The sequence below is a fragment of the Mesorhizobium sp. CNPSo 4684 genome, assembly GCF_057784315.1.
In genome coordinates this window covers 46,248-67,529 of record NZ_JBWLUX010000006.1, presented here as the reverse complement: position 1 = coordinate 67,529, position 21,282 = coordinate 46,248, and the positions used below count along the sequence as shown (strand labels likewise).

Sequence of the window (21,282 nt, the reverse complement as noted above, 5' to 3'; positions counted from 1 at the left end):
GCCGACCGGGGCAAGCCGACACGAAAAGGCGGTTATCACGCCCTTACCCGGATGTCGCATTAATTTGCTGTCACTTTTGTGCGACCGCCTGCTCGCGCGGGCATGGGAGCGTTCCAAGGCAAGCAGAGAGGAATAGCTCTCGCGAAAGGCGACGCGGCGCATTATTGTAGTGAATATTACTACTATATGGGCTTTATCATGGAAGAGGCCGTTTCGGCAGCCGATGCCAATCGCAAATTCTCGCTCCTCCTGCGCGGTGTTCGGGAAGGGCAAAGCTATGTCGTGACCAGCCATGGACGACCCGTTGCGCGGATCGTGCCCGCAGGGCAGCCCGACGCCGTGGCTTCCCGCTCGCGCGCCGCGCTGCTGTCGCGCCTCGAACGCCAGCCTGTATTAGAGGCCGGGCGCTGGACCCGCGACGAGCTTTACGAGGACGAGCGGTGAAGGTCGCGCTTGATACCAACATCCTTGTCTATGCGGAGGGGATCAACGGAGCCGAGAAGCGCGACATCGTTTTCGATCTGCTGCGCGACATGGCGCAGGAGGCCGCCATCATTCCGGTCCAGGTGCTCGGCGAGCTGTTCACCGTTCTGACACGTAAGGCCGGAAGGTCGCGCACGGAAGCCCGTGACGCCTTGTTGAGCTGGCGCGACGCGTTTCCGGTTGTCGGCACCACACCGGAGGTGATGACGGTGGCGGCCGATCTCGCGACCGATCACCATTTCGGCATGTGGGACGCAACTATCCTGTCCGTTGCCTCGCAAACCGGTTGCCGGCTGCTGCTGTCGGAAGACCTGCAGGACGGCTTCACCTGGGGCGGCGTAACGGTTGTCAATCCTTTCGCATCGCCGCGCCATGCCCTGCTCGATGCTCTGCTGGGCAAGTCCGCCGAATAGGCAATCATCGGCTTTTCATCGGCGCCGCGACGTGTTACCAGCCAGCGCCAATCCTGAAAGGGAAGAAACGAGTCGGCGCTGTCCATTGCGGTCCAGCGCTTTTTTGTATTCTCCCAGCGCTTTTTCGTATTTCGAAGGACTGGCCATGGCAAAAATCATCGAAACGTCCACCGGCGCGCTGGCGCTGACCTTTGACGACGTGCTGTTGCAGCCCGGCCATTCCGAGGTCATGCCCGGCGAGACCGATATCCGCACCCGCATCGCCACCGACATCGACCTCAACGTGCCGATCCTGTCGGCCGCCATGGACACCGTCACCGAGGCGAGGCTTGCCATCGCCATGGCGCAGGCCGGCGGCATCGGCGTCATCCACCGCAATTTCTCGCCGGCCGAACAGGCCGAGCAGGTGCGCCAGGTCAAGAAATTCGAATCAGGCATGGTCATCAATCCGGTCACCATCGGCCCCGACGCCACGCTTGCCGACGCGCTGGCGCTGATGCGCACCTATTCCATCTCGGGCATTCCGGTGGTCGAGAATGGCGGCACCGGCGGGCAGAAGATCGGCCGCCTGGTCGGTATCCTGACCAACCGCGACGTGCGCTTCGCCTCGGATCCGGGGCAAAAAGTCTACGAATTGATGACCCGTGAGAACCTGATCACGGTCAAGGAGAATGTCGACCAGGACGAGGCCAAGCGGCTGCTGCACCAGCACCGCATCGAAAAGCTCGTCGTCGTCGACAAAAAGGGCAATTGCGTCGGCCTGATCACCGTCAAGGACATCGAGAAGTCGCAGCTCAACCCGCACGCCACCAAGGACGCGCAGGGCCGGCTGCGCGCCGCCGCCGCCACCAGCGTCGGCGATGACGGCTTCGAGCGCGCCGAGCGGTTGATCGACGCTGGCGTCGACCTGCTGGTCATCGACACCGCGCATGGCCATTCGCAGCGCGTGCTGGATGCCGTGACCCGGGCCAAGAAGCTTTCGAATTCCGTGCGCATCCTGGCCGGCAATGTCGCCACCGCCGAAGGCACGCAGGCGCTCATCGATGCCGGCGCTGACGCGGTCAAGGTCGGCATCGGCCCAGGTTCGATCTGCACCACCCGCATCGTCGCCGGCGTCGGCGTGCCGCAGCTGTCCGCGATCATGTCGGCGGTCGAGACGGCACATAAATCCGGCGTGTCGGTCATCGCCGACGGCGGCATCAAATATTCGGGCGACCTGGCCAAGGCGCTCGCCGCCGGCGCGAGCGCCGCCATGATCGGCTCGCTGCTCGCCGGCACGGACGAAAGCCCAGGCGAGGTCTATCTGCACCAGGGCCGCTCCTTCAAGGCCTATCGCGGCATGGGTTCGGTCGGCGCCATGGCGCGGGGCTCGGCCGACCGCTACTTCCAGGCCGAGGTGCGCGACACGCTGAAACTGGTCCCGGAAGGCATTGAAGGGCAGGTGCCTTACAAAGGACCTGTGTCTGGCGTGCTGCACCAGCTTGCGGGCGGGCTAAAAGCCGCTATGGGTTATGTCGGTGGCCGCGATCTTGCCGATTTCCGCGAGCGCGCCACCTTTGTGCGCATATCCAACGCCGGACTTCGTGAAAGCCACGCCCATGACGTCACGATTACCCGCGAAAGCCCGAACTATCCTGGCGGGGCCTGACCAGCAGCCAGACCAGCAGCCAGACCGGAACGTGCTCTGGCGCAACCAGGCGGCGATTGTGCTGCGGCTGGCGCGCCACGCGGGCGCGCTATGCGTTGCATCGATAGCGGTTTTCATCGCCATGATGCTGCTGGAATTCTTCTATTTCCGCCAGTTGAGCGGCGGCCTGCTGTCGCTCGATGTGCGCCTTGGCGGTTTCACGCCGGATGAGGGCATGGCCTGGCTGACCGCACTCGGCCGGCGCGGCAGCGAGATCATCCTCGTCTGGCACTATTTGACCTTCGACCTTCTGTTCCCGGCGCTGCTGTCACTGACCATGGTCAGCCTGATCCTTGCCACAGGGCGGCGGCTGAAGCTCTTTCGCACCCTGCCGGTACAGGTTCAGTCGCTGTTGGCGCTGGTTGTCGTACTGCCCTACACCTGCGCCGATTACGCCCAGAACATTGCGGTGGCGCGGCTTTTGTCCGATGCGCTGTCGGCCAATCCGGATTCGCTGTCCTTCGCCTCGTCGCTGATCGTCACCAAATTCGCGCTTCTGGCGATACCTGTCGCCGTCATCGCGGCTTTCATCGTCGCCAGTCGGCGGCGTCCACAGGCATGAACAACAAAGTACGGGCAACGCCATGAGCCAGACCGCAATCTTCTGGCCGATGCTGGCGCAGGTGCTGCTGGTCTATATCGTCTATGTGGTAATGGGCCGGCGCCGCTACGGTGCGGTCAAATCAGGCGAAGCCAAGGTCGGTCAATACAAGATGCGCACGACCGAGCCTGCGTCCAGCGTAACCGTCGCCAACAATCTCATCAACCAGTTCGAACTGCCGGTGCTTTTCTACGTGCTGTGCCTGGCGCTGCACGCGACCAATGGCGTCAATTATCTAACCTTGGCCTTGATGTGGATCTTCGTGATTTCCCGCTATGCCCACGCCTGGGTCCACCTGACCAGCAACAATTTACGGTTTCGCAGCCGCGCCTTCTACATGGGCGCGATCATTCTCTTGCTGGCATGGATCTGGTTCGCGCTGCACCTGCTCGGCCTGGTTTGAGCAGCGCGTAGGCCTTGCCTTCTCCCCTTGTGGGAGACGGTAGCCGAGCGAAGCTCGGTCGGATGAGGGGTGTTCCAGCTTGGCGGGGATGGCGATCCGTCACGCACCCCTCAACCGTCTCGGCGCTGCGCGCCGATCCACCTTCTCCCACAAGGGGAGAAGGAAGAGGCGCTATAGGTCGAACACCGCGATCTTGCGCTTGTCGAACTTGATGCCGATTTCGCCGCGCACCAGCTTCAGTGCAACCTCGCCGAACACGGCGCGCCGCCATCCCTGCAGCGCCGGCACGTCGGCGGCTTCGCCTTCGGCAGCGATGCGGTCGATGTCGTCGCTGGACGCCAGCACTTTCGAGGCGACGCCTTCCTTCTCGGCTACGATTCGCAACAGCACTTTCAGCAGTTCTGCAGCCGCGCTCGAACCCTCGGGAGGCTGAAAGCTCTTGGGCAGCTTCGGCATCTCTTCCCGGGGCAGAGCGAGCGCCGTGTTGACCGCGCCGAGCAATGCGGTTGCCGTCGATGACCGTTCCCAGCCTTTCGGCGTGGTGCGCAGCTTGCTCAACGCGGCCGCATCGCGCGGGGCCTGCTGGGCGACCTCGTATATGGCGTCATCCTTGAGCACCCTGCCGCGCGGCACGTCGCGCTCGCGCGCCTCGCGCTCGCGCCATGCCGCCACCGTCTGCACGATCGCCAGCTCCTGCGGCTTGCGCAGCCGCATCTTCAACCGCTTCCAGGCATCCTCGGGGTGCGGATCGTAGGTCTCGCGCGAGGTCAGCACCTCCATTTCCTCGTTCAGCCAATGGGCGCGGTTTTCCCGTTCCAGTTCGGCGCTGAGGTGCTTGTAGACATCGATCAGATGAGTGACGTCGGCCAGCGCATAGTCGAGCTGCTTGTCGGATAGCGGCCGGTGGCGCCAGTCGGTGAAACGCGATGATTTGTCGAGCCGGGCGCCGGTGATGCGCTGCACCAACTGGTCGTAGGAGACGCTGTCGCCGAAGCCGCAGACCATGGCCGCGACCTGAGTGTCGAACACCGGATGCGGCACCAGATCGCCGAGATGGACGATGATTTCGATGTCCTGGCGCGCGGCGTGGAACACCTTGACCACCGCCTCGTTGGCCATCAGCCGGAAGAACGGGGCGAGGTTGATGTCGGGCGATAGCGGGTCGATCAGCGCGGTGACGCCGGGCGCCGCCATCTGGATCAGGCACAGAATCGGCCAGAACGTCGTTTCGCGGATGAATTCGGTGTCGACGGTGACGAAATCCGACTTTTCAAAAGCGGCGAGAACGGACTCGAGCTCATTTTGGGTGGTGATGACGTGCATCAAATCGCTTTTTAGTAACGGGTAAGGTTCTCTTTCAATTTCAGCCGTGGGCGCTTTCGTCAAGCCGCCCTTCGGTCAAGTATCCGTCGATCCGTCGGAATCGCCATTCCTGCGCGCCAGCCGCGCGAAGACAGTCGATGTGCGCAGCAGCGCCGTGAAGCGGCTGCGCTTGCCCGCCGGCACGCTGCCACGCACCTGCATGCGGTAGAGGATGACGGCGATGAGGGTACCATAGACCGCAGCACTGAATACAAACAGGGCGCCCGGTCCGAAATACTGCATCACCGTCGACGCCGCGAAGGGGCCGCCAATGGCCCCGAACGAATAGAACAGCATCAAAGCCGCGTTGATCAGTACGAACTCTCCCTTGTCGGCGCGGTCGTTGGAATGCGCCGCCGACAACGAATAGAGCGGCATGGCGAAGCTGCCGAAGATGAAGACGATGACCAGGTTGAGGGTCGGATTGGCGCCGGCGACGAAGGCCAGCGCCAGCGCCGCCAGCAGGGCGCCGCATGTGGTTACCAACAGCACCGCGCGCCGGTCCCAGCGGTCGGAGAGATAGCCCAGCGGATACTGGATAAGGGCGCCGCCAAAGATGCCGACGCTGACGAAGGTGACGACATCGGCCACCGACATGCCGATCTGCTCGGCATAGACCGGCGACAGCGTGCGGAAGGCGCTGTTGGTGACGCCGACGCAGATGCAGCCGAAGCAGCCGAGCGGCGAGATCCGCCAGACGCGCGCCAGATCCAGCTTGACGTCTTCCGGCGGCGTCGGGTTGGAACGGTCGCCAAGCGACACCGGCACCAGCGACAGCGTGATCATCATCGACATGATGGCGAAGATCGCAAAGCCGCCGGGGCCGAAGATCGGTATCAGGAACTGCGCGCCGGTCACCGAGCCGATATCGACCATGCGGTAGATGGCGAGCACCCGCGCGCGGTCCTTGTTTTCGACGCCGGAATTCAGCCAGGCTTCCATGACGGTGAACAGGCCGGCAAAGCAGAAGCCGCCGGCAAAGCGGATGGCACACCACATCACCGGATCAATGACCAGCACCAGAAGCAGCGTGCCGGCCGAAGCTGTGGCGGCGAGTGCCGAAAAGGTCCTGACATGGCCGACCGCCTTGAGGATACGGGTGACGGCGAGGCAGCCGAGCAGAAAACCGGCGAAATAGAACGTGCCCATCAGGCCGATGTCGGAGGCGGAAAACCCTTCCTGTGCGCCACGCAGCGCGATCAGCGTGCCCTGCAGCCCGTTGCCGCCAAGCAGGATGCCGGCGGCGATGAGGAGAGGGATCAGCGGGCGGATGGAAGACATGCGGAACCGATGCTTAGAGCATGATCCCGAAAAGTGGGAACCGGTTTTCGGAAAAAGATCATGCTTCGACAAAGAGCTGGATGAGTATGACGATTCAACGTCATACTCGTCTAGGTGGCTCCGCAGTTCTGAACCATTGGTGCGGCCATTGCCAGCTTCATATCCCGCCGCCAACAAGTGTGTGGCGTTCAGGTCGCTCCTGTCAGTCCGGCGACCCGCTTCAGCAAGTTGATCGACGACCGTTCAAGCTTCGTGAGCCCTCGCCAGCACTTCGCCCGCCGCCGGCGCGACAGGGCTGGCCGCCCTTCGGCCAAGCGAGCCGGCGGTCAGCAGGCTGAGGATGATAAACGGGATGCCGATGCCGAAGGCCGAACGGATGCCCCAATGGTCGGAGACGAAGCCGAGCAGCGGCGGCCCGAGCAGGAAGGCGACGAACGAGATTTGCGACAGCGCCGCGACATTGATTGCCGCGGAGCGGTCCGTTCGCTGGGCGGCCGCCGAGATCGCCAGCGGAAAGATCGCACTGCTGCCGATGCCCAGCAGTGCAAAGCCCAGCATCGACACGAGCGGAGCAGGCGAGAAGAAGACCAACAGCACGCCTGCCGCCATCGTCGCCAGCAGCACCCGCGCCACGCCGCTTGGCGAGTGGCGCTCGACAAAGCTGTCGGCGAAGAAGCGCGTGCTTGCTTGCGAGAATGCAAACAGCGCCACCGTGAAGCCGGCGACGAACGGGCCTGCATCGAAGACTGTGCGCATGTAGATCGCCGACCAGTCGATGCTGGCGCCTTCCATCAGCATCGCCGACAGCGTCACCGCGACGAGGACGAGGATCGGCAGCGTCGGCCGCGCCAGCCTTGGCGCCGTCTCGTCATTGCCGGCGAAGCGGCTCGGCGCCGGTTCGTAACCGCCGAGAAACAGCGCTATTCCTATCGCCACCATCGGTACGACGATCGCCAGGTGCAGTTGCGGCGATATACCGAGATGGGCAAGTGCTGCGCCGAACAGGCCGGCGCCGAAAAAGCCTATGCTCCAGAACGAATGCGCGCGGTTCATGATCCGGCGCTTGAGCAGGAATTCGGTCCTGTCGGCTTCGACGTTGAGGATGATCTCGACGCTGCCGATCATCAGGCCGACCGGAATCAGCATCAGGAACAGCGCAAGCGGCCCAGGCGCGTGCACGGCAATGGCATAGGCAACTGACAAAAGCGGAACCAGCCCGAGCAAGGCGCGGCGGAATCCGACTCGCTCCAGGATCGGCGCCGCCAGCGTCAGCGCGGTCAAGGTGCCGATCGGCGTCCCGATCAGGCTGAGCCCGAGCGTGCCGTCCTCGATGCCCATGGCATGCTTGATGTCGGGCAGCCGCGGAAAGATGTTGCCCATGCCGAACGAGTAGATCGCAAAACCGGCATAGACCCGGTGTTGCGGAGCGAGGCGGAGGCCAAAGGTCATGACGATGCTTTCAAGGGAGAGAGCCGGCGGTTGTCGCCGCCTAGTATACCTTATATCTTGCACAAACAGGCAAACCATGCAAGAACGTGCATAAAGAAAACAGGATCATGCAATGCTGACCGATGAGCGGCATCAAATCATCCGCGATCGTCTTGCAGCCGAGGGAAGGGTGCTGGCCGGCGAACTGGCGAGCCGTTTCGGCGTTTCGGAAGATACGGTTCGCCGCGATCTCAGGGAGCTCGCCAAGGCTGGGCAATGCCGTCGCGTCTATGGCGGCGCGGTCGCGCCCGCACCTTTCGCGTCCGCGCCGGTCGGCCTGCGCGCCGGCCATGCGGTCGAAGAGAAGATGCGGCTGGCCCGCGCGACCGTGGCATTGCTGTCGCGCGGACAGACTTTGTTCATCGACAGCGGCTCGACCAATGCCGCGATCGCCCGGGCCATCCCGCGCCACCTCGACCTGACTGTCGCCACCAATTCGCTCGAAATTGCCTCGGCGCTCTCGGACCACGCCTTGATCGAGCTGATTGTGCTGGGGGGGCGATTCGACCGCCACCTCGGCGCCTGCGTCGGCGCCGACACGCTTGCCGCCGTCGCGCAGCTTGGCGCGGACCTGTTTGTTCTCGGATCCTGCGGTCTCGACGCCTCGCGCGGCGTGACGGCCTTCGATTCGGCGGAGGCCGAGGTGAAGCGGGCCATGGCCAAGAACAGCACAGGCATCGTCATCGCTGTCCCCAATGACAAGCTGGCCACCGCCGCACCCTTCAGGGTCGCCAGGCCCGACGCGATCCGCCACCTTGTGGTCGAAAAGACCGCGCCGTCCGCGATCCTCGCCGACTTCGAGCGTCAGGGCGCTGAGATCCACTTTGCTTAAAGGAAGCGCGGCGCGCTGGCTGTTCACGCGAGCGGCTTGACCGTCACAGGCCGAACCTTCTGGTGGCTCCCGAAGCGATCGCTATTCCGGCCAGCACCGCCACGAGGCCGACAAGCAGGTTGGCGCTAACCTGTTCGCCCAGCAAGACGACGCCGAAGATCGACGCCGTTACCGGATTGACCGCAACCGAGACGGCAACCAGTGTCGGCGCGGCGCGCCTCAGCGCGAATGCCCAGAGAAAGAAAATGAACGCGCCGCAGACGATGGCCAGATAGCCGCTCGCAATCCACTGCGGTGCATTCAGCGTCGCAAGTCGTGCGAGGCCGCCGTTTGAAGCCGCAAGGGCCGACAGGCAGACCGCACCGACGCCCATGCCAAACGCCACGAACGGGATCGGCGCGGTGCGCGACAGGAATGGTCGGGACCACACGCTGTAGAGCGCCATGCAGAATGCCGCCGTGACCATGATGAGGTCGCCGCGCCACGCACTTGCGGGAGCCGTCTCCAGGCTCGTGCCGAGTGCTGCGGCCACCCCCGCCATGGCGATCAGGACGCCGGCGATCTTGCGCATCGTCGGCGGCTCTATCCGCAGCACCGCTCCGGCAAGCATGGTCAGCAGCGGCAGGGTCGAAAGCGCCAGCGCACCACGCGCCGCCGTCGTGTAGAGAAGGGCTCCATTGAAGAGCACCGGAAACAGACCGAAGAACAGCAGGCCCAAGGTGCCGGCACCAAGCCAATCGCTCTTCGGCGGCCACGTGTCCCGGCGCGAGAGCGCCACCGCGACCAAGACCAGAAAGCCACCACTGAACCGCACCGCGCCGATGGTGAGCGGATCAAGCGTGCCGGCGAGATATCGTGTTGCGCCGACGGCAGTGCCGCCGAGAGCGCTGGACAGAATCGCCGCGAGCACGCCCAGAATTTCCATTGTTTCCCGACCTTGCCAGTTCAGCGCCAGCGATATCGGGCAGGCTGGTCGAAAGGAATCGAATAAGCGCAATGAGTTTGATAATGCTTGGCTATGAATACTCCAGGCCTCGACCCCGAACTGCTGCGCGCCTTCGTCGTCGTTGCCGACCGGCTGTCGTTCACGCGCGCCGCCGAGCAACTCAATCGAACCCAGGCCGCCGTCAGCTTGCAGGTGAAACGTCTCGAGGAGCGCCTCGACACCGCCCTGTTTCGCCGCTCGACCGCTCGCGTTGAACTGACGGCCGCCGGGGAGGGCTTTCTGACCGATGCGCGCCGCATCCTCGCCCTCAACGAGCAGGCAATTGCGCGTGTTTCCAATCAGCGTGTGGCCGGGCACGTTCGCATCGGGGTGATGGAAGACTATGGCACCAGGATCCTGCCAAGCCTGCTTGCCGACATTGCCGAGCGATTTCCGCTCGTGCAAGTCGACATGGAGATCGGTCTCACCGCCTTGCTGCTCAAACGCCTCGGCTCATCCTTTGACGCGGTCATCGCAATGCATCCGGAGGGCAGGACCGAGGGTGACCTGATATGCCGCGAAAGAGCGATCTGGGCGGCAGCGTCCACCCGTGCCATCGAGGAGCTCGATCCGCTGCCCGTCGCTCTGTCCTATCCCGATTGCCTGTTTCGCGCCTGGGCCATCGAGGCGCTCGACAAAGCAGGCCGGCCATGGCGACTGGCCTATGTCAGCCCGAGCCTCGCCGCCACGGAGGCAATCGTCGAGCAGGGCCTGGCGATCACCGTGGTCAAAGGCAGCATGCTGGCGCCTGGCCTGCGCGGTATCAATCCCGGTCGTTATGTGCCGCCATTGCCCGGGGCGGAGATACGCCTTCATCGCGCCGCAACGTCTTCCGCCAGCGCGGCATTGGTCGTCGATCATCTTGCACACCGCCTCAGGCAATCGGCTCTGGGCTCATAGGCCTGTGAGGGGGAAAGCCGAAAGACGACCAAGATACCAGCCGAGGCCGGCTTGCCTTGACAAATCAGACCTCCCATGCGCTTTTCGCGCAAATTTTTGAGGCCGGCTTCGGCCCGCAACATCCGGACTTTACCCATGACAATGCATCGTTACCGCAGCCACACCTGTGCCCAGTTGAGAGAGAGCGACGTCGGCTCTTCGGTTCGCCTGTCGGGCTGGGTGCATCGCGTGCGCGACCATGGCGGCCTGCTGTTTATCGATCTGCGTGACCATTACGGCCTGACCCAGATTGTCGCCGATCCGGATTCGCCCGCCTTCAAGGTCGCCGAGACGGTGCGCGGTGAATGGGTGATCCGTGTCGACGGCGAGGTCAAGGCGCGCCTGCCGGACACCACAAATGCCAACCTGCCGACCGGCGAGATCGAAATTTTTGCCCGCGAGATCGAAGTGCTGTCGGCGGCCAAGGAATTGCCGCTGCCGGTGTTCGGCGAGCCGGACTATCCCGAGGATATCCGCCTGAAATACCGCTTCCTCGACCTGCGCCGCGAGACGCTGCACAGGAACATCGTGGCGCGCACCAAGATCATCGCCGAGATGCGCAAGCGCATGACCGATGTCGGCTTCACCGAATTCTCGACGCCGATCCTGACGGCCTCGTCGCCGGAAGGCGCGCGCGACTTCCTGGTGCCGTCGCGCATCCATCCCGGCACCTTCTACGCGCTGCCGCAGGCGCCGCAGCAGTACAAGCAGCTGATCATGGTCTCCGGCTTCGACCGCTATTTCCAGATCGCGCCCTGTTTCCGCGACGAGGATCCGCGCGCCGACCGGCTACCCGGCGAATTCTACCAGCTCGACCTCGAAATGAGCTTCGTCGAGCAGGACGACGTGCTGTCGACCATGGAGCCGGTAATGCGGGGCGTCTTCGAGACCTTCGCCAACGGCAAGCCGGTAACGCAGAAATTCCAGCGCATTCCCTATGAGGTCGCGATGCGCAAATACGGTTCCGACAAGCCGGACCTGCGCAACCCGATCGAGATGCAGGCCGTCTCCGATCATTTTCGCGATTCCGGCTTCAAGGTGTTCGCCAACATCCTGGCCAACGATCCAAAGGCCGAAGTGTGGGGCATTCCGGCAAAGACCGGCGGCAGCCGCGCCTTTTGCGACCGCATGAACTCCTGGGCGCAAGGTGAGGGCCAGCCGGGGCTGGGTTACATCTTCTGGCGCAAGGAAGGCGACAAGCTCGAAGGCGCCGGTCCACTGGCCAAGAACATTGGCGAGGAGCGCACCGAGGCGATCCGTCAGCAGCTTGGCCTTGCCGATGGCGACGCCGCCTTCTTCGTCGCCGGCGATCCGAAGAAGTTCGTCACCTTCGCGGGTGCCGCGCGCACGCGCGCCGGCGAGGAGCTGAACCTCGTCGACCGCGAGCGCTTCGAACTCTGCTGGATCGTCGACTTCCCGTTCTTTGAATGGAACGAGGAGGAAAAGAAGATCGATTTCGCCCACAACCCGTTCTCGATGCCGCAGGGCGGTATCGAGGCGCTCGGTGGCGACGACCTGCTCGGCATCAAGGCCTTCCAGTACGACATGGTCTGCAACGGTTTCGAGATCGCCTCGGGCGGTATCCGCAACCATCTGCCCGAAACCATGGTCAAGGCGTTCGAGACGGTCGGGCTGGATCGCGCCACGGTCGAGGAGCGTTTTGGTGGCCTCTACCGCGCCTTCCAGTATGGCGCGCCGCCGCATGGCGGCATGGCGGCCGGCGTCGACCGTGTCGTCATGCTTCTGGTGGGCGCCAAGAACCTGCGCGAGATCACCATGTTCCCGATGAACCAGCAGGCCTACGACCTGTTGATGAGCGCACCTTCGGAAGCCAGTCCGCAGCAGCTGCGCGAACTGTCGCTGCGTGTCGCGGCGGTGAAGAAGGAAGGCTAGGACTCACAGCCAAGCCTTTCTTTCTTCTCGATGAATCGATCTTCGAGACGGGCATTCCGTCGACCTATCCGGCTTAGCCGTTGTTCATTGCCAATTCGACTGCAATCAAATATGTTAGGAATTACGTAAATGCCAACGGAGATGGCAAATGACGTATCTGGCGGAGGTAGGTGTTCTGGCGCTCGGGAGCAGGCTCCGGGCAGTGAGCGAGCAACTCTACGCGGTGGCCGATGAGGTCTACGCCACCCATGGAATCGGTCTCGAGGCCAGGTGGTTCCCGGTGCTTAGGACTATCCACGACCGAGGGCCGCAGTCGGTCGGTGAATTGGCCAAGGCGGCGGGGCTCACGCACTCGTCGATCAGTCAACTGGCCTCTCGGCTAACGAAGGACGATTGGCTGACCGCAGTACCAGGCAGGGACGACCGCCGGGTGCGCGAGTTGGCGCTTACGCAAAAGGCGGAGGTTGCGCTGCGCAAGGCCAAACCTTTGTGGCGCGCCCTGCGGGACGAGTTGGACGCGCGTTGTCAGGCAGACGGGATCGACTTGATGGCGGCCGTCGGAGGGCTGGAGCGAATGCTCGACGGAACAATGGCCGTGGCCGTCGCTGAGCGGGCGCGCAGGCTCGGTGCCGAAGCAATCGAGATCGTGCCGTTTGAGCCGTCGCTGCGGGACCACTTCTACAGGCTGAATGCGGAGTGGCTAAGCCGGCACTTCTACATAGAAGAAGGCGACCACGCTGTGCTCTCCGCGCCTGAGAAGCACATCCTGGGACATGGTGGCAGGATCTACTTTGCGTTGCATGGTGAGGAGGTTGTGGGCACCTGTGCGCTGTTGCCGGTTGGCGAAAATGAGGTCGAACTCACCAAGATGGGCGTCGATCCCGCGGCGCGAGGGCTGGGGATCGGGCGGCTGCTGCTTGAGCATGCGATCCGCGCATTCGAGCAGCTGGGTCGCGCTACGCTGTTCCTCGAAACCAACACCAAGCTTGCTCCGGCGATCCGCATGTACGAAAGCGCGGGTTTCGAGCATCAGCCGGCGGCACGGGCCGATACACACTACCAGCGGGCGAACGTATATATGGTCTGGAAGGGCTGGCCGAAGGCGAACTAAAGCGTTTCGCGTTCATCGAGACTGCTACGGCGGGCGCAATCGATTTTCGCGACAGCAGGTCAAAAGCCCGGCATCGCTGCCGGGCCTTTTGTTTGAGCGTTTCGCTCGATCAGTCTTCGTTGGCCGTCACATGGACCCCGAGCGTCTTCGGCAGGTCGAGCGGGTTGGACATCGCACCCGCCATGATCAGCGCGAACGGCACCGCTGCCGGCGGCTCGGCCGAAATCTCCAGGCTCTTCGGGTCGTCGAGGTATTTGCTCACCGCGGCCGTCACTTCGGCTGTCAATTCGGGATTGTTGAGCTGCGCCATGCCGAACGGCACGATCGCCTTGGCCTGGTTGGCGATGTCCTTGCCCGACATGCCCTGCTGCTTGCCGACATACTCAAGCACCTTGCCGGTCAGCGAATCGTCGTCGAAGCGGACCGAGGCGCCGTTGAAGGAAAGCTGCTGCAACAGGCCGAGCAACGCCATGCCTTGCGCCGAGTTGTCGGCCCCTTCGGGCTGCGCCGCCATCTTCTTCTGCATCTCCTGCATCGACTTGACGAAGTCGACCGTGTAGCCGCCGAGGCCGAAGGTCATGCCGAGCGTGCCGGCATTCTCGACCGAGATGTCGTATTTCGACAGGTCCATCTTGCCGTCGCTCGGCTGCCAGGTGCCGCCGATTTCGATGTTGCCCGATATGTTCTGGTAGCCCAAGGCGTTGATTGCTTCCTTGGACTTTGCATCGTCAACCAGGGTCAGGTCGGCGTTGAACTTTTCCGTGGTGGCGGAAAATTCCATCGCCTTGCCGTCGGCCGGGGGCGTGATCTGGACAGCAACGCCATCCACCGAGAAGGCGGTCTTGTCGGCAACCTTGACCGTCAGGTTTTCGAGTTCGGCCGACTTGTAGATCATCATCGAGCCGAGCGGGCCCGTAGCGCCCTCGGCCGGGATGTTCGCGTCATGAATGACGAAGGGGGTGAGGTTAAGCGTCACACCGTCCTTGCTGTGCTCGAAGGCCGAAGTCGAGATGGTCGCGATATCGAATCCGCCATTGGCCTCGGTCACGCCTTCAAGCTTGACGTCGCCGATCGGCAGCGCTTCCTTTTCGGCCGCCGGTTTGACCGACACGCCCTGCAGCACCATGCTGGAATTGTCGCCGGTAACCCCGGTCCAGGTGATATCGACGCCCTGGACGGCAAGTGCGGCCTTCAGCCGGTCGGCAACCGCCGCGTCCTGCGCAAAGGCGGCATTGAGCGGCAGAGTCAGCAAGAAGGTCGAAAAAGCGAGTTTCTTGAGTGTCGAGCGTTGGATTGTCATCGCGGGTTCCCTGAGAGAGTCCTGAAAAGTGTTTTCTTGAGTTCTGCGCCATCACCATTCCGTGACGAACTGGACGGGAAAAAGGCGCTTTCCCGCAGATTTGTCGAAAATCACGGCGAAAGGCAAACCGGAGCGGGAGCCTTCGCTCGATGCGGTGAATATGTCATGAAGGTCGGGCTCCCCTGAATACCGTCTCCTGCCTTAGAGAGGGCGTGTAACAGATTGATGTTGGTTGGCAACAGCACTGCTACCGGTGCTGTTGCACAGGGACGGCAAGCTGGAACATGAAGTCCGTCACATCCGTCGTCGGATACTGAGCCGCCCTTCACAGCCGGAGGCCGCAAATTGCGGATTTCCGCAGCTCCGCCTTGCCGCGAATCATCCGCTCGGCTAGTCCACCCGCATGGGAAAAAGGCTTTTGCCGCCTGAAGATGGCGGCGGTGACCATATCGAACCGGTCGATCTGAAGAAGGCGCTGGAAGAGCGTTATCTCGCCTATGCGCTGTCGACCATCATGCACCGGGCGCTGCCGGATGTGCGCGACGGGCTGAAGCCCGTGCATCGCCGCATCATGCACGCCATGCGGCTGCTCAGGCTCAACCCCGACCAGGGCTTTGCCAAATGCGCCCGCATCGTCGGCGAGGTGATGGGCAAGTTCCACCCGCATGGCGACCAGTCGATCTACGACGCGCTGGTGCGCCTGGCGCAGGACTTTTCCATGCGCTATCCGCTGGTCGACGGGCAGGGCAATTTCGGCAATATCGACGGCGATAACGCCGCCGCCATGCGCTACACCGAAGCGCGCATGACCGACGTGGCGACGGAACTACTTTCCGGCATCACTGAGGACGCGGTCGACTATCGGCCGACCTACAATGAGGAGGACGAGGAGCCGGTCGTGCTGCCCGGCGCCTTTCCGAACCTGCTCGCCAATGGCTCGTCCGGCATTGCGGTCGGCATGGCCACCTCGATCCCGCCGCACAATGCCGCCGAGCTTTGCGATGCGGCCCTGCACCTGGTCGAGGATCCGAGCGCGCCGGTGGCGAAGCTGATGGACTTCGTCCAGGGTCCGGATTTCCCGACCGGAGGCATCATCGTCGACAGCCGCGCCTCGATCCTCGAAGCCTACGAGACGGGCCGCGGCGGTTTCCGCGTCCGGGCCAAATGGGGCCAGGAAGACCAGGGCAGGGGCACCTGGAGCATCGTCGTCACCGAAATCCCCTATGGCGTGCAGAAGGCGCGGTTGATCGAGAAGATCGCCGAGCTTCTGATCGCGCGCAAATTGCCGTTGCTCGAAGATATCAGGGACGAAAGCGCCGAGGACATCCGCGTCGTGCTGGTGCCGAAGAGCCGTTCGGTCGATCCCGGCATCCTGATGGAATCACTGTTCAAACTGACCGAGCTCGAAAGCCGGTTCCCGCTCAACATGAACGTGCTGTCGCGCGGCAAGGTGCCCAACGTGCTGTCGCTGAAAGGCGTGCTGCAGGAGTGGCTGGAGCACCGGCGCGATGTGCTGATCCGCCGCTCGAAGCATCGGCTGGGCGAGATCGAAAGGCGCCTCGAGATCCTCGCCGGCTACCTGATCGCCTACCTCAACATCGACGAGGTGATCAAGATCATCCGCGAGGAGGACGAGCCCAAGCAGGTGATGATGGCCCGCTGGTCGCTCACCGACACCCAGGCTGAAGCCATCCTCAACATGCGGCTGCGCGCTCTGCGCAAGCTGGAAGAGTTCGAGATCCGCAAGGAGTTCGACGGCCTCACCACCGAGAAGAAGCAGATCGAGGCGCTGCTGGCGTCGAATGCCAAGCAATGGTCGACGATCAAGTGGGAAGTCGCCAGCATCCGCGACAAGTTCGGCCCCGAGACCGAACTCGGCAAGCGCCGCACCCAGTTCGCCGACGCGCCGGAACACGATTTGACCGACATTGCGCACGCCATGATCGAGCGCGAGCCGGTCACCGTGGTGGTCTCGGAAAAGGGCTGGCTGCGGGCCATGAAAGGCCATCTGGCCGATCATTCGACCTTGACCTTCAAGGAGGGCGACAGCCTCAAGCTCGCCTTCCATGCCCAGACCACCGACAAGATCCTGGTCTTCACCACCGGCGGCAAATTCTACACGATCGGCGCCGACCGGCTGCCGGGCGGCCGCGGTCATGGCGAACCGATCCGCATCATCGTCGACATGGACAACGACCAGGACATCGTCACCGCCTTCGTCCACGACCCCAAGCGCAAGCTGCTGCTCGTTTCCTATGATGCCAACGGCTTCATCGTGCCGGAGGAAGAGGTCGTCGCCAACACCCGCAAGGGCAAGCAGGTGATGAACGTCAAGGCGCCCGACGAGGCCAAGGCCTGCGTGCCGGTTTCGGGCGATCACCTCGCCATTGTCGGGGAGAACCGCAAGATGTTGGTGTTTGCGCTGTCCGAAATCCCCGAAATGGGCCGCGGCAAGGGCGTTCGCCTGCAGAAATACAAGGATGGCGGCCTGCTCGACCTGAAAGCCTTCACGCTGGCGAGCGGCCTGTCATGGCAGGATTCGGCCGACCGTACGTTTACCCGCTCGCGCGAGGAATTGGCGGAGTGGATTGGCGCCAGGGCATCGGCCGGACGGATGGTGCCGAAGGGATTCCCGCGGACGGGGAAATTTGGGTAGCTAATCTCCCCCTTGAGGGGGAGATGTCGCCGGAGGCGACAGAGGGGGTCGGTTCGACTGGACGCGACCTCCTATTTGGGACCGAACAAGGCTAGCGCTTCACGCGAGGTGACCCCCTCTGGCCTGCCGGCCATCTCCCCCTCGAGGGGGGAGATTCCCAACCATTTGGACTATCGTCACGATTGCGGCACTATAACAGTGCATAAACGCTTGGTAGGCCGGGGAGAGATGGGCGTTTGAAGGAAGCGAAGATCCAGAAGCCGGAGCGTCAGCAGCGCCTGTTCGGCCTGTCGACGCCGTTGAGAGCCGCCGTCATTCCACCGCTATCGGCGGCGCGCTGGCTGCTGGTGCTGATCGTCGCCGCCGGTGTCTATTTCTTCCACGGCTTTCTGTTTCCGGTTCTGGCAGCGCTTGTCATCGCCTTCGCCAGCTGGCCGCTCTATCGCCGGCTGCTTGCCGGCGTCGGCGGCAACCGCACGATTGCCGCGACCTTTGCCATCCTGTTCATTCTCACCTTCCTGGTGGTGCCGATCGCGCTCGCCGGCACCTACGCCATCAACGAAGTCCGCGAATGGGTCGGCTGGGCGATCGAGACTAACCGGCATGGCGCCGTCACACCGCGCTGGATCACGACGCTGCCGGTGATCGGCGAGTGGCTGAACGAACAGTGGGTCGACAATTTCGGCCACCCCGGCGGCATCGGCGAGCTCATCCAGCTGGTCAGCGGCGCCAATATAGGCAGCATCTATCGCGGCGTGCTGGCGGCTGGCGGCAGCGCCTTCGGCCTGCTTTTGACACTGCTGTTCATGATGATCGCCCTGTTCTTCGCCTACCGCGACGGCGAGCAGTTCGCGGCCCAGATCGATCGCCTCGGCGAACGCATCCTGCCGACGCGCTGGGAGCGGATTTCGCGGGTCGTGCCGGCAACCATCTCGTCCACCGTCACCGGCATGACCGTGATCGCCATCGGCGAGGGGCTGGTGCTGGGCGTCGCCTACTGGCTGGCCGGCGTGCCGTCGCCCGTGACGCTCGGCGCACTCACCGGCGTGATGGCGCTGATCCCCGGCGGCGCACCGCTGTCCTTTACCCTGGTGTCGATCTACCTCGCCGCCAGCGGCTCGCCGATGGCGGGGCTGGCGCTGTTCATCTGGGGCGCGGTGGAACTCTTCATCGTCGACAAGACCTTGCGCCCGAAACTGGTTGGCGGGCCGATCAAATTGCCTTTCCTGCCGACCTTTTTCGGACTGATCGGCGGCGTCAAGACCATGGGCTTCCTCGGCCTGTTCATCGGCCCCGTGCTGATGGCGCTGCTTGTGGCGATCTGGCGCGAATGGCTGCGCGAGGTGGAACTGGCCGAGGACACCGTTCCCGAGGCCGTGGCCGAGCTCGAAGGCGGCCCGCCGCAGATCGAGATTGTCGCCGGTCCGGCGAAGAAAAGTCAGACCGGATAGGCAACCGCCAGCGCCGCCCGACGCTTGCGCCCCTCATGCAACTGCCACAGCGAATGCGCGACCAGCGTGACGATGAGGATGGCGCCGCCGATCAGGCTGTTGCGCGACGGCGTCTCGGCAAAGATCATCCACACCCAGACCGGCGCCAGCACCGTTTCCAGGAGATAGAACATCGCCACTTCCGGGCCTGAAATGTATTTCGGCCCGTTAGCGAGGCAGAAGAAGGCGAACGGCATGACGACGGCGCCGTTGAGGATGATCCACCATGGCGCCTCCACTTGAAAACCGGTCCTGGAGACCATGAACACCGCCAACGCAAAAGGCAGGAGGACACCGGTCAATGCGGTGAAACCCATATCCCTGCCGCTGGCGCGCGAGATGGTGATGGCACAGGCAATCGCGAAGGCCGAACACAACGCCATCACGTCGCCGAACAGGTGTCCGGTGCCGATGGAATCGCCGACGATGACGGCGATGCCGACGATCATCAGCGCCATTGCCGCAAGCGTCAGCGGTCGCGGCCGCTCGTTCAAAAAGAGCCATGACAGCAGCGCCGAAAACATGGTGGAGAAGGCCAGGATGAAAACCAGATTGGCGGTCGAGGTGTTGTAGACGCCGGTGATGAAGGCGACCGCGCCGAGCCCGTAGATCACGGCGACAATCAGCCCCGACCAGCCGGGTATGAGGTGCGGCGCATTCTTGCTGAACGAGCGCCAGACGGCCCATACGATCAGCGCCGCCACGAAGGTGCAGCCGGTGCGCAGCAAAAGGATCGTCCACGCTTCGCCATGAGCGAGCCGGATCAGCGGAATGTCGACGGTCAGTATCAACCCGCCAAGCGCGGTGAGCAGAAGTCCTTTGGTGTGAGCGTTGTGAGATGACATGCAATGACTTTCGCAATGGACGGGAGGCAGGATGACCGGCCGGCACAATCGCGCGCTCTCCGCCAACAGCGAAAAGACCGGCATCATCCCCGCTGAAAATGTTCAGGCCCGGATTTGGGAAAGAAGAAAGATCAGCGCGTGACCGCTTCGTGGTCGTAGCGTTCCCAGCCCTTCGGGCCGAGATGCTCCTGCGGCATGAAGCGCATCTTATAGTTCATCTTGCGCGAGCCGTTGACCCAGTAGCCGAGATAGACATGGGGCAGGCCCATGGCTCTGGCGCGGGCGATATGGTCGAGGATCATGAAGGTGCCGAGCGAACGGTCCTCGAACTCGGGATTGAAGTAAGAATAGACCATCGACAGGCCGTCGGCCATCTTGTCGGTCAGCGCCACGGCGATCAGCTCGCCCTGGCCCTTGCCGGTGATGAAAGTGTCGGGGCCGCGGCGCCGGTACTCGATGACCTTGGTGTCGACATGGGTGTCCTCGACCATCATGGCGTAGTCGAGCACCGTCATGTCGGACATGCCGCCGCGACGGTGGCGGGCGTCGAGATAGCCGCGAAAGAGCGAATATTGCTCGGTTGACGGCTGCGCGTCGTGCATGGCGCCGATGAGATCGGAATTGCGCTGGATCACCCGCTTCATGTTGCGGCTGGCGGTGAATTCCTGCGCCAGGATGCGCACCGACACGCAGGCGCGGCAGGTCTCGCAGGCCGGCCGGTAGGCAATGTTCTGCGAGCGCCGGAAGCCGCCTTGCGTCAACAGGTCGTTCATCTCGGGCGCCTTGTCGCCGACCAGATGCGTAAACACCTTGCGCTCGAACTGGCCCTCAAGATACGGGCACGGCGATGGCGCGGTCAGGAAGAACTGCGGCGACTGGGTCGGATGCTGGGTCATCGAACCTTGGAAACACTCCTGCGAATCGCTCTACCTTTGGCCTCGCCGGCGAAAAATTCAACAGGATTGTGAAGGCAAGGTTGAACGAACGCCTTCACATTTGTGCACAAATGCTTCTTGGGGTCGGTTGAACGCCGGTTCAACGGTCGCTGCGGCTGACAACAGTGCCAAGCAGCAGGTCGTGCAGCGTGCGCTTGCGATCGGAAAACAGCGTCACCAGGAGGACGAGCGGCGTCAGGATGACAGTGCTCGCCCAAAACAGCACCGAATGGACAACAGCGGTGAGCCCGTCGATCCGACTGCCGTCGAGACGATCGAGCCGAATGCCCATCATCCTCATGCCCGAAGTGGCCTGGTTGCGACCGCCCAGCGTGTTCCAGATGTAGAGAATGGCGACCGCCGGCACGAGGATGGAATACAGCGCCCAGCCAAGACCGAAGGTCAAAAGGCCAAGCACGGCCACCAGGATCGCGAACGGAATGGTGAGCAGGGCCACGATGCAATAGTCGATAATGAAGGCGAGGATGCGCCGCGTGCGCACACCGTCATAGGCCCTGACGTCGTCGAGCCTGCTGGTGATGATTTCGCCGTCAAGTACGCGCGCGTTCATGTCATGT

The 21,282-nt window shown here is 63.2% G+C and carries 20 protein-coding genes; 11 read left to right on the top strand and 9 right to left on the bottom strand.

The window, feature by feature from the left end; genetic code table 11:
* Positions 1 to 198: 198 nt before the first annotated feature.
* Together AC04SG_RS07170 and AC04SG_RS07165 are read left to right on the top strand one after the other, a co-directional pair.
* The gene (locus AC04SG_RS07170) at positions 199 to 444 is read left to right on the top strand and encodes a type II toxin-antitoxin system Phd/YefM family antitoxin (protein ID WP_488550561.1); all 246 of its coding nucleotides are present in this window, start codon (positions 199 to 201) and stop codon (positions 442 to 444) included.
* Positions 441 to 896, top strand: a complete 456-nt coding sequence (locus AC04SG_RS07165; protein ID WP_488550451.1) for a PIN domain-containing protein — start codon at positions 441 to 443, stop codon at positions 894 to 896. The genes AC04SG_RS07170 and AC04SG_RS07165 overlap by 4 nt, the downstream gene beginning before the upstream one ends.
* Positions 897 to 911: 15 nt before the next feature.
* Here AC04SG_RS07165 and AC04SG_RS07160 read toward each other — a convergent pair whose 3' ends face one another.
* Entirely contained in the window at positions 912 to 1,055 is a 144-nt protein-coding gene (locus AC04SG_RS07160; protein WP_488550450.1) for a hypothetical protein, read from the bottom strand.
* On the opposite strand from AC04SG_RS07160, the gene guaB reads away from it, so the two are divergent.
* From guaB to AC04SG_RS07145, 3 genes are read left to right on the top strand one after another with little or no spacing between them, the layout of a single operon-like run.
* Entirely contained in the window at positions 1,042 to 2,544 is a 1,503-nt protein-coding gene (guaB, locus tag AC04SG_RS07155; RefSeq protein ID WP_112563527.1) for an IMP dehydrogenase, read from the top strand. The two genes, AC04SG_RS07160 and guaB, sit on opposite strands and share 14 nt — an antisense overlap.
* Positions 2,545 to 2,599: 55 nt before the next feature.
* Entirely contained in the window at positions 2,600 to 3,145 is a 546-nt protein-coding gene (locus AC04SG_RS07150; RefSeq protein WP_488550560.1) for a hypothetical protein, read from the top strand.
* Between the two features lie 22 nt (positions 3,146 to 3,167).
* Positions 3,168 to 3,587 carry an MAPEG family protein gene (locus tag AC04SG_RS07145; RefSeq protein ID WP_488550449.1) on the top strand — a complete coding sequence of 140 codons (420 nt, stop codon included), beginning with the start codon at positions 3,168 to 3,170 and terminating at the stop codon, positions 3,585 to 3,587.
* A gap of 171 nt (positions 3,588 to 3,758) precedes the next feature.
* On the opposite strand, the gene rnd is transcribed toward AC04SG_RS07145, so the two are convergent.
* The 3 genes from rnd to AC04SG_RS07130 all read right to left on the bottom strand — a co-directional run bounded on the left by rnd (position 3,759) and on the right by AC04SG_RS07130 (position 7,679).
* Positions 3,759 to 4,910 carry a ribonuclease D gene (gene rnd, locus AC04SG_RS07140; RefSeq protein WP_488550448.1) on the bottom strand — a complete coding sequence of 384 codons (1,152 nt, stop codon included), beginning with the start codon at positions 4,908 to 4,910 and terminating at the stop codon, positions 3,759 to 3,761.
* Between the two features lie 75 nt (positions 4,911 to 4,985).
* Complete coding sequence (locus AC04SG_RS07135) at positions 4,986 to 6,230, bottom strand: MFS transporter (RefSeq protein WP_352560501.1); 1,245 nt, start codon at positions 6,228 to 6,230, stop codon at positions 4,986 to 4,988.
* Between the two features lie 243 nt (positions 6,231 to 6,473).
* Entirely contained in the window at positions 6,474 to 7,679 is a 1,206-nt protein-coding gene (locus tag AC04SG_RS07130) for an MFS transporter (protein ID WP_488550447.1), read from the bottom strand.
* 112 nt (positions 7,680 to 7,791) lie between these two features.
* Between AC04SG_RS07130 and AC04SG_RS07125 the strand changes: the two genes are divergently transcribed.
* Positions 7,792 to 8,550 carry a DeoR/GlpR family DNA-binding transcription regulator gene (locus tag AC04SG_RS07125; RefSeq protein WP_488550446.1) on the top strand — a complete coding sequence of 253 codons (759 nt, stop codon included), beginning with the start codon at positions 7,792 to 7,794 and terminating at the stop codon, positions 8,548 to 8,550.
* A 43-nt stretch (positions 8,551 to 8,593) separates the two neighbouring features.
* On the opposite strand, the gene AC04SG_RS07120 is transcribed toward AC04SG_RS07125, so the two are convergent.
* Positions 8,594 to 9,475, bottom strand: coding sequence for a DMT family transporter (locus AC04SG_RS07120; protein ID WP_488550445.1), 882 nt, complete (start codon positions 9,473 to 9,475; stop codon positions 8,594 to 8,596).
* 93 nt (positions 9,476 to 9,568) lie between these two features.
* On the opposite strand from AC04SG_RS07120, the gene AC04SG_RS07115 reads away from it, so the two are divergent.
* The 3 genes from AC04SG_RS07115 (at position 9,569) to AC04SG_RS07105 (ending at position 13,478) form a co-directional block, all read left to right on the top strand.
* Entirely contained in the window at positions 9,569 to 10,435 is an 867-nt protein-coding gene (locus AC04SG_RS07115; protein ID WP_488550444.1) for a LysR family transcriptional regulator, read from the top strand.
* A gap of 141 nt (positions 10,436 to 10,576) precedes the next feature.
* Complete coding sequence (gene aspS / locus AC04SG_RS07110) at positions 10,577 to 12,367, top strand: aspartate--tRNA ligase (protein ID WP_488550559.1); 1,791 nt, start codon at positions 10,577 to 10,579, stop codon at positions 12,365 to 12,367.
* Positions 12,368 to 12,515: 148 nt separating this feature from the next.
* Positions 12,516 to 13,478 (top strand): bifunctional helix-turn-helix transcriptional regulator/GNAT family N-acetyltransferase, encoded by a 963-nt coding sequence (locus AC04SG_RS07105; protein WP_488550443.1) that lies wholly within the window; start codon positions 12,516 to 12,518, stop codon positions 13,476 to 13,478.
* A 109-nt stretch (positions 13,479 to 13,587) separates the two neighbouring features.
* Here the strand turns inward: AC04SG_RS07105 and AC04SG_RS07100 are convergent, their stop codons facing one another.
* The gene (locus AC04SG_RS07100) at positions 13,588 to 14,778 is read right to left on the bottom strand and encodes a hypothetical protein (RefSeq protein WP_488550442.1); all 1,191 of its coding nucleotides are present in this window, start codon (positions 14,776 to 14,778) and stop codon (positions 13,588 to 13,590) included.
* 403 nt (positions 14,779 to 15,181) lie between these two features.
* On the opposite strand from AC04SG_RS07100, the gene parC reads away from it, so the two are divergent.
* Both parC and AC04SG_RS07090 read left to right on the top strand, forming a co-directional pair.
* Positions 15,182 to 17,434 carry a DNA topoisomerase IV subunit A gene (gene parC / locus AC04SG_RS07095; RefSeq protein WP_488550441.1) on the top strand — a complete coding sequence of 751 codons (2,253 nt, stop codon included), beginning with the start codon at positions 15,182 to 15,184 and terminating at the stop codon, positions 17,432 to 17,434.
* A gap of 236 nt (positions 17,435 to 17,670) precedes the next feature.
* Entirely contained in the window at positions 17,671 to 18,885 is a 1,215-nt protein-coding gene (locus tag AC04SG_RS07090; RefSeq protein ID WP_488550440.1) for an AI-2E family transporter, read from the top strand.
* Here the strand turns inward: AC04SG_RS07090 and AC04SG_RS07085 are convergent.
* The 3 genes from AC04SG_RS07085 to AC04SG_RS07075 all read right to left on the bottom strand — a co-directional run bounded on the left by AC04SG_RS07085 (position 18,873) and on the right by AC04SG_RS07075 (position 21,275).
* On the bottom strand, positions 18,873 to 19,769 hold the full coding sequence (locus AC04SG_RS07085) for a DMT family transporter (protein ID WP_488550439.1): 897 nt from the start codon (positions 19,767 to 19,769) through the stop codon (positions 18,873 to 18,875). The two genes, AC04SG_RS07090 and AC04SG_RS07085, sit on opposite strands and share 13 nt — an antisense overlap.
* Positions 19,770 to 19,900: 131 nt before the next feature.
* Positions 19,901 to 20,665: an arginyltransferase gene (locus AC04SG_RS07080; RefSeq protein ID WP_192253163.1), complete on the bottom strand. Its 765-nt coding sequence runs from the start codon at positions 20,663 to 20,665 to the stop codon at positions 19,901 to 19,903.
* A gap of 139 nt (positions 20,666 to 20,804) precedes the next feature.
* Positions 20,805 to 21,275 carry an RDD family protein gene (locus AC04SG_RS07075; RefSeq protein ID WP_112563497.1) on the bottom strand — a complete coding sequence of 157 codons (471 nt, stop codon included), beginning with the start codon at positions 21,273 to 21,275 and terminating at the stop codon, positions 20,805 to 20,807.
* Positions 21,276 to 21,282: the final 7 nt, after the last annotated feature.

Excerpts from the sequence above, each read along its gene's own strand:
- AC04SG_RS07105 (WP_488550443.1), top strand. The coding sequence starts at position 12,516 with ATGACGTATCTGGCGGAGGTAGGTGTTCTGGCGCTCGGGAGCAGGCTC.
- rnd (WP_488550448.1), bottom strand. The coding sequence starts at position 4,910 with ATGCACGTCATCACCACCCAAAATGAGCTCGAGTCCGTTCTCGCCGCT.
- aspS (WP_488550559.1), top strand. The coding sequence starts at position 10,577 with ATGCATCGTTACCGCAGCCACACCTGTGCCCAGTTGAGAGAGAGCGAC.
- AC04SG_RS07170 (WP_488550561.1), top strand. The coding sequence starts at position 199 with ATGGAAGAGGCCGTTTCGGCAGCCGATGCCAATCGCAAATTCTCGCTC.
- AC04SG_RS07080 (WP_192253163.1), bottom strand. The coding sequence starts at position 20,665 with ATGACCCAGCATCCGACCCAGTCGCCGCAGTTCTTCCTGACCGCGCCA.
- AC04SG_RS07125 (WP_488550446.1), top strand. The coding sequence starts at position 7,792 with ATGCTGACCGATGAGCGGCATCAAATCATCCGCGATCGTCTTGCAGCC.
- AC04SG_RS07160 (WP_488550450.1), bottom strand. The coding sequence starts at position 1,055 with ATGATTTTTGCCATGGCCAGTCCTTCGAAATACGAAAAAGCGCTGGGA.
- AC04SG_RS07145 (WP_488550449.1), top strand. The coding sequence starts at position 3,168 with ATGAGCCAGACCGCAATCTTCTGGCCGATGCTGGCGCAGGTGCTGCTG.
- AC04SG_RS07135 (WP_352560501.1), bottom strand. The coding sequence starts at position 6,230 with ATGTCTTCCATCCGCCCGCTGATCCCTCTCCTCATCGCCGCCGGCATC.
- AC04SG_RS07075 (WP_112563497.1), bottom strand. The coding sequence starts at position 21,275 with ATGAACGCGCGCGTACTTGACGGCGAAATCATCACCAGCAGGCTCGAC.
- AC04SG_RS07120 (WP_488550445.1), bottom strand. The coding sequence starts at position 9,475 with ATGGAAATTCTGGGCGTGCTCGCGGCGATTCTGTCCAGCGCTCTCGGC.
- AC04SG_RS07085 (WP_488550439.1), bottom strand. The coding sequence starts at position 19,769 with ATGTCATCTCACAACGCTCACACCAAAGGACTTCTGCTCACCGCGCTT.
- AC04SG_RS07130 (WP_488550447.1), bottom strand. The coding sequence starts at position 7,679 with ATGACCTTTGGCCTCCGCCTCGCTCCGCAACACCGGGTCTATGCCGGT.
- AC04SG_RS07115 (WP_488550444.1), top strand. The coding sequence starts at position 9,569 with ATGAATACTCCAGGCCTCGACCCCGAACTGCTGCGCGCCTTCGTCGTC.
- parC (WP_488550441.1), top strand. The coding sequence starts at position 15,182 with ATGGGAAAAAGGCTTTTGCCGCCTGAAGATGGCGGCGGTGACCATATC.
- AC04SG_RS07100 (WP_488550442.1), bottom strand. The coding sequence starts at position 14,778 with ATGACAATCCAACGCTCGACACTCAAGAAACTCGCTTTTTCGACCTTC.
- guaB (WP_112563527.1), top strand. The coding sequence starts at position 1,042 with ATGGCAAAAATCATCGAAACGTCCACCGGCGCGCTGGCGCTGACCTTT.